The organism is Thermosyntropha lipolytica DSM 11003 (assembly GCF_900129805.1).
GTDB classification, from domain to species: domain Bacteria; phylum Bacillota; class Syntrophomonadia; order Syntrophomonadales; family Syntrophomonadaceae; genus Thermosyntropha; species Thermosyntropha lipolytica.
Genome location: NZ_FQWY01000057.1, coordinates 1 through 6,200, shown reverse-complemented (window position 1 = coordinate 6,200; position 6,200 = coordinate 1). Strand labels below are relative to the sequence as shown.

The following is a 6,200-nucleotide window of genomic DNA, read 5'->3' as shown; positions in this document are numbered from 1 at the left end:
CATTGGTGCTTTTCTTTTCTTCTTCCCAGAGCCTTATTCTTTCCGCAAGTCCCCAGTTCCAGGCAAATCTGGCACAGCCGGCATGTTTTTTGAGAAGGGTTAGCTGTTCCTGATTAGGTTTTAATTCATACCGGTAGGCTTTATTCACCAGCATTCTCTATGGCCTCCATGGCTTTTTTTACCCGGTTTTTGGCTGACCTTCTGCCCTCCCTCTTTTTCTTCGCCGACCTTAACCAGTATTGTCCCAGTTGGGGTCTGGTAAGCCGGGACAGGCAGCTTGCCTTCTTTATACCACTTCCAGGCGGTTTTATAGTTAATTCCTTGTTTTTTTGCCCATTCGCTTAACTTAATGTAGGTATTATATCATAAAAAGTAATGTTTTAGTATATTTTGGTTAACAGTTAAAAACCCTTAATTTGTATCTCGTCCATAAAGCGTTCCCTCTCTGATTTTTGCACTTATTAATTTCTTTAATTATAAGGATCAGGTTTTGTAATTTTTTTATATATTAAACTTCTATACTAATTTCGTTGCCTAAAGTAGAAGCTAAATTAAACAAAAGGATAAGAGTTTTTCCCTTTAACTCAAATTCTGCTCCTAAACCCTTAAGGCTCATCTCGCGATAAAATCCATCCACTCCTGCATTATTTCCTCTCTATCCTCACCATATTCAACTGCCGCTTCCATTAAAAAACAGAGCATTTTCTGTATTACTCCTAGCTCACACTCTCTGGTAGTTATTATATTGATATTTTTTCCCTCTTTTATTAATAAAGAAGCCGCCATAAAATCATATCGTTTCATCTCCTGCAGTTTTTCCTGGTGATAAATTTTTACATATCCATTATAGATAAAAGGCGCCCCCTCCCACCACAAATCACCTTCTTCTCTTAATTCCTGATCACTCATTTTTTCAAAAAATCCCCAGTTCTCCTTGTATTTTTTGATATTAATCCTTTTGTCTCCCCCACAGTTATAAACATCCTCGATATGAACCTTAAGCAAATGAGCGGTTATTTCTGGAGGATCATCATAATCAGAAGCTATCAAAAACTGATTCTGGTAAAAATTTTTAAGCCTGGTTAACAGCTCTTTTCCTGCCTCTCTAATAAATGATTTTTTCTTTCTTCCCCAGTTGCATATGTATAGTTCTCCCTGGTTATCGTCAACCACTTCGGTCACGGCATAGATAATAAAAGGCTTGTCTGTTTTTAATTTAAGAACATCAGGAATTTTCTCCTTGTTTTCACAAATGCCAGCTTCCACTTCATACCCTTCCTTTATCTCCCACATGTAGCTGTAATTGTACATACAGAAACGCTCCCCCTTGTAATCCCTAATCGCTAGCCTATATCCCCTGTTGCAGCCAAAACCCTATTTCTGGTATTTAATTACATTATACCTGAGAAAACATTTGCGGAAAAGCTTCTCATATGCAGGCTAATATAAAAAAGAAGGGCAGGGTTTAAACCAAAAGTTCAACTCGATTTTTTCCCGGCTAATTGCAACCAAAAAATAAGACACAAAAGGTACGCTTATTATTGTTTCACGTGAAACAAAATAGTTAAAGCCGGCTATGTACCTGTCCTGCCGGCTTTTATTCCGTTCTATCCTATTATCCCCCATAATTCCAGAATCCTCTGCAGGTCATCTTCGCTGTAATAATTTATCTCAATTTTCCCTCCCCGTCGGGTTTTCGTTACCTTAACCCTGGTCCCCAAATAATCCTGCAGCTTTTCTTCCACCTCTACCAGTTCGGGAATTTTTTCATCAGCTCTTTTCCTGCGGGCAGCCGCTTTTTTTTCTACCTTCCGTACTGACAAATTTTTTTCCACTATCTCCCGGGCCATAGCAATCTGTTTTGCTGCATCCTCGATAGCCAGTAAAGCCCGGGCATGCCCGGCTGTCAGTTTTCCCTCTTCCAAAAACTTCAAAACCTCCGGGGGCAAATTGAGAAGCCTTACCGCATTGGCAATATAAGCCCGGCTCTTCCCCAGTCTTTCTGCCAGTTCCTCCTGGGTATAGCCAAAGCGTTCCAGCATATTTTTAAGGGCACGCGCCTCTTCTACGGGATTAAGGTCTTCTCTCTGCAGATTTTCAATCAAGGCTATTTCTGCTGCTTTTTCATCAGCGATTTCTTTTACCAGAGCCGGGATGCGGGTAAGCCCTGCCATTTTGGCGGCCTTAAATCTCCTTTCTCCCGCTACTATTTCATATCCTCCGGGAACTGAACGCACCAGTATCGGCTGTAAAACTCCATTTTCCTTTATAGAAGCGGCAAGCTCCGCCAGTTTTTCTTCATCAAATACCTGTCGGGGCTGGTCCGCACGCGGGAAGATATCATCCAAGGGAATATCTACTACCTTTAATTCATCTCCCGCTTCGATTCCGGCATCACCAAAAAGGGCTTCCAGTCCTTTACCTAATCCTCTTTCTTTCTTTTTCACGCTCTACTACCTCCCTGGCTAATTCCCGGTAAGCCTCCGCTCCTCTGGAACGGGGATCATATAAGGTAATCGGCTTGCCATGGCTGGGGGCTTCGCTGAGCCTTATATTCCGGGGAATCAATGTACGATATATTTCTTTGCGGAAGTGTTTTTTTACTTCATCTACCACCTGAATCGACAGATTGGTCCTGCCATCAAACATCGTAAATACTATGCCTTCTATCTGCAGTTCCGGATTAAACCTCTTTTTAACCAGGTTTACCGTGTTTATGAGCTGGCTCAAGCCTTCCAGAGCATAATATTCACACTGCAAAGGTATAAGCACCGAATGGGATGCGGTGAGGGCATTTAGCGTAAGCAAACCCAAAGAAGGCGGACAATCAATAAAGATGTAGTCATAAGCAAAAACCAGAGGTGATATTTTGTGTTTTAATATCTTCTCCCTTCCCTCTTGTCCGGCCATTTCCACTTCCGCACCTGCCAACCCCATTGTGGAAGGAATAAGCCTGACTCCGGGGATAGATGTATTTATGACTGCCTCTTCGCTTTCCACCTCTCCGGATATAACACTATATATACATCTTTTAAGCCTGCTCCTTTCTATCCCCAAACCGCTGGTCGCATTTCCCTGGGGATCCAGGTCAATTATCAATATCTTATATTGCATTTCGGCCAGCGCCGCCGCCAGATTTATAGCTGTGGTAGTTTTACCTACCCCGCCTTTTTGATTGGCAACCGCTATTATCTTACCCATAATAGCCAAACTCCTTTACCCAGATTAGATAAATATTTCTCGATGCATAATCCAAAAACCTTCCTTAAGCTTAATTTAAATTAACTAAATTAAGTATCCCTCTGCTGCAAACCTAGATTTCTGGACATATCTTCCTGCTGGGACAGCCGGCTTTTTCCCTCCTATTTTAACTTTTCCGGCACAGCTCCCCAATATATATTTTTCATTCGGGCCATGTTTAGCCGTGTTTGATTGTTTTTTATCTGTTGTTTGCAAATCTTTGCTCGCCAAACAACAGTTCATCCCATCAATCCCCATCAGCCTTAACAGATCAAAAAATCCCCACAGGAAAAAATAAAAACTCTACCCCTTAAATAGGCCTTTCCCTAAAAAGGATTATACTTTAAAAATGTTTCACGTGAAACATTTTTATAATAACCGCCCGGGCTCCATTTGGCATTACCCGGCAATTATATTGATCGCCTAAGTTATGTTTTATATAAATTCTCATAAAAATTTGAAAATAGAAAATTTAATTTCTTTTAATTTCATATGTAATAAAATATATTTTTGTATTATAATTATGTCACAATATGTTATAAATCGCGTTTTTATTACACCAGAGAACATCGCTTTCCATCCAGCAATATATTGTATTACCAAACCACATCACCACAACAAAACTGGAGAGGGTAAGGGGGATTATGATGGCAAGCAAGTTTGAGTACAACCAGGAAGCGCTCAAAAATCTGCAGATTGAAGACCCAAGTATTTTAGACCGCCTTATCGACGGAGAATCCGCCAGACAAGCCCATCTTAAAAAAGAGCGCGGCAAAGTTGATAAGCGCATGTCGCTTAAAGAAGCCGTGCAAGAATTTGTAAAAGATGGGGATATTTATGCTGATAGCGGTTTCAGCTATGTCCGCACGCCTCTGCAGGCGCTCTTTGAAGTAATGCGCCAGGGCAAGAAAAACCTCCAGGGCATAGGCTCCCCTAACACCAACCATAGTTATGGTATTCATTACGGAACATTTAAGTATTCCCACAACTCTTATCTAGGGGCAGAAATGAGAGGAACAGACCGCAGCTACAGCAAAGCGGTAAAAGAAAAAAAGGTCAAAATCCTCTCCGAATGGAGCCACGGCGCTATGGCACTTGGATTTAAAGCTGCTCAGCTCGGCGCTCCTTATCTGGCCTGTAAATCCATGATCGCCAGTGATATGGTAAAATACAATCCTTATGTAAAGGTGGTAGACAACCCGTTCAAAAAAGAAAAAGACCCGGTATGCCTGGTTCCAGCCCTGTATCCGGATGTTGTATTCATCCATGTGCAGTGGGCTGATAAATATGGCAATGCGCGCATTTACGGCCCGGCGGTAAATGATATAGCCCTAGCTGCTGCCTGCCGCAAAGTAATAATCACCGCAGAAGAAATTGTACCTGAATCCGACCTGCGTAACACCACCAATACAAATGTTATCCCCTTCATGTTCGTAGATGCCGTAGTCCATCTGCCTTACGGCGCTCTTCCCGGTAACTGTCCTGGCTATTACTACTGGTCCCGGGAATTCTGGGAGTGGGGAATAAGAATCGCTTTATCTGGCAAAGATGACAAATATTTAGAAAGTTTCTGGGACTACTGGGTATTCAGCTGCAAAGACCAGTTTGACTTCCTGGAAAAACTAGGCGGAGTACGCTGGCTCAATAAACATCAGGTAATTGAAAGGGCTTTAAACGGCACCAACGAAGATGACGGCATAGATTTAAGCTATGAAAGCGTAATTCCGAAATGGGATGAAGAATAAGGAGGGGTTGTATTATGTCAGTTGCACCGGCTAACCCTTTAGAAATGCTGGCTTATGTAGTATCCAGACACATAAAAGATAAACAGATAGTCTATGTAGGAACCGGCCTTCCCATGGTAGGAGCCATTCTGGCCAAAAAAACCCATGCTCCCAACATAACCCTGGTTTATGAAAGCGGCGGCCAGGACCCGATCGAAGGCCCCATGCCCTGGTCAGTTGCCGACCCGGTTACCTGGAGAAAATCACCTATTACTATGGAAATGGCTTTATCTTTTGCCCAGGCTGCCAATGGCTATGTTGATGTTGCTTTCCAGGGAGCAGCTCAGGTTGATATGTACGGCAACCTTAATACCCATATAATAGGTAATGACTTTCTGAATCCCAAAGCCCGCCTAACCGGCAGCGGCGGAGGGAATGACCTCATTTCCCTTACTGAAAATACTGTCATAGTCGGATTACAGACCCCGGAAAAATTTCCGGCTAAGCTGGATTTCATAACCAGCCCGGGACATTTATACGGCGGCAATTCCCGCAAAGAAGCAGGCCTTTTAGGCAACGGACCAGTTGCCGTCATTACCCAGATAGGGGTATATGATTTTGAACCGGTAACCAAACGGATGCGGATAAAAAGCCTGCACCCGGGCATAACCGTAGAAATCGCCCAGGCCTGTACCGGATTTGAGCTCCTGGTACCGGAAGGAGAAATCCCGGTAACCGAAACCCCGCCTCCGGATGTGCTGGAAGTCCTGCGCAATGAAGTAGACCCGCAAAAAATCTTTATCGCCTTTCCTCCTAGATAAGGTAAAAAGCTGCCCGGGTGGGCAGCTTTTTGCTTTCTTTAAATCCCCCTTCAGCGCAAAATTTTTAAATTATTGTTCTCAAGTTTCGCATCCAGAAAACCCTGCTCAAACAGCAATAAATCGGGGGTAACTGAGCAAAAAAATTGTTGTTGACAACAAAAAACGCATCCCCGTTTGGTAAAATGGTATTAAGGAAGAAACCAAAACAATCCAAACGGAAAGGATGCGTGATTAAATGATACAACAAATTAATCCGTCTGAAAAGGTCACAACTGAAGTTTCAAAACTATTTAAGGTTTTAAAGATCAACCAGTTACTCCGTGCTGCCAACATTCGCAAAGCAAGCGGGGTAAACGTTCAACAGATTTTTGAGTTTATCTTTTTGCTTGCTTTCTTAGGCAAAAAGATGAATAGA

7 protein-coding genes and 1 pseudogene are annotated in these 6,200 nt (G+C 42.6%); 3 read left to right on the top strand and 5 right to left on the bottom strand.

Annotation, left to right across the window (positions count from 1 at the left end):
• From BUB92_RS10480 to BUB92_RS10455, 5 genes are all read right to left on the bottom strand, one after another.
• A partial coding sequence (locus tag BUB92_RS10480) for a helix-turn-helix domain-containing protein (RefSeq protein WP_159432333.1) occupies positions 1–154 on the bottom strand: 154 nt, incomplete at its 3' end.
• Between the two features lie 458 nt (positions 155–612).
• Positions 613–1,311 (bottom strand): hypothetical protein, encoded by a 699-nt coding sequence (locus BUB92_RS10470; RefSeq protein ID WP_073093481.1) that lies wholly within the window; start codon positions 1,309–1,311, stop codon positions 613–615.
• 296 nt (positions 1,312–1,607) lie between these two features.
• Positions 1,608–2,447, bottom strand: a complete 840-nt coding sequence (locus BUB92_RS10465) for a ParB/RepB/Spo0J family partition protein (protein ID WP_073093480.1) — start codon at positions 2,445–2,447, stop codon at positions 1,608–1,610.
• Entirely contained in the window at positions 2,419–3,201 is a 783-nt protein-coding gene (locus BUB92_RS10460) for a ParA family protein (RefSeq protein ID WP_073093479.1), read from the bottom strand. The genes BUB92_RS10465 and BUB92_RS10460 overlap by 29 nt, the downstream gene beginning before the upstream one ends.
• A gap of 84 nt (positions 3,202–3,285) precedes the next feature.
• Positions 3,286–3,471, bottom strand: coding sequence for a hypothetical protein (locus BUB92_RS10455; RefSeq protein WP_143156943.1), 186 nt, complete (start codon positions 3,469–3,471; stop codon positions 3,286–3,288).
• Positions 3,472–3,887: 416 nt separating this feature from the next.
• On the opposite strand from BUB92_RS10455, the gene BUB92_RS10450 reads away from it, so the two are divergent.
• The 3 genes and pseudogenes from BUB92_RS10450 to BUB92_RS11745 form a co-directional block, all read left to right on the top strand.
• Positions 3,888–4,985 (top strand): CoA transferase subunit A, encoded by a 1,098-nt coding sequence (locus tag BUB92_RS10450; protein ID WP_073093476.1) that lies wholly within the window; start codon positions 3,888–3,890, stop codon positions 4,983–4,985.
• A 14-nt stretch (positions 4,986–4,999) separates the two neighbouring features.
• Positions 5,000–5,785 (top strand): CoA-transferase subunit beta, encoded by a 786-nt coding sequence (locus tag BUB92_RS10445; RefSeq protein WP_073093475.1) that lies wholly within the window; start codon positions 5,000–5,002, stop codon positions 5,783–5,785.
• A gap of 235 nt (positions 5,786–6,020) precedes the next feature.
• Positions 6,021–6,200 (top strand): annotated as a pseudogene (locus BUB92_RS11745) (IS4 family transposase); the annotation flags it as partial.

Excerpts from the sequence above, each read along its gene's own strand:
- BUB92_RS10460 (WP_073093479.1), bottom strand. The coding sequence starts at position 3,201 with ATGGGTAAGATAATAGCGGTTGCCAATCAAAAAGGCGGGGTAGGTAAA.
- BUB92_RS10450 (WP_073093476.1), top strand. The coding sequence starts at position 3,888 with ATGGCAAGCAAGTTTGAGTACAACCAGGAAGCGCTCAAAAATCTGCAG.
- BUB92_RS10470 (WP_073093481.1), bottom strand. The coding sequence starts at position 1,311 with ATGTACAATTACAGCTACATGTGGGAGATAAAGGAAGGGTATGAAGTG.
- BUB92_RS10445 (WP_073093475.1), top strand. The coding sequence starts at position 5,000 with ATGTCAGTTGCACCGGCTAACCCTTTAGAAATGCTGGCTTATGTAGTA.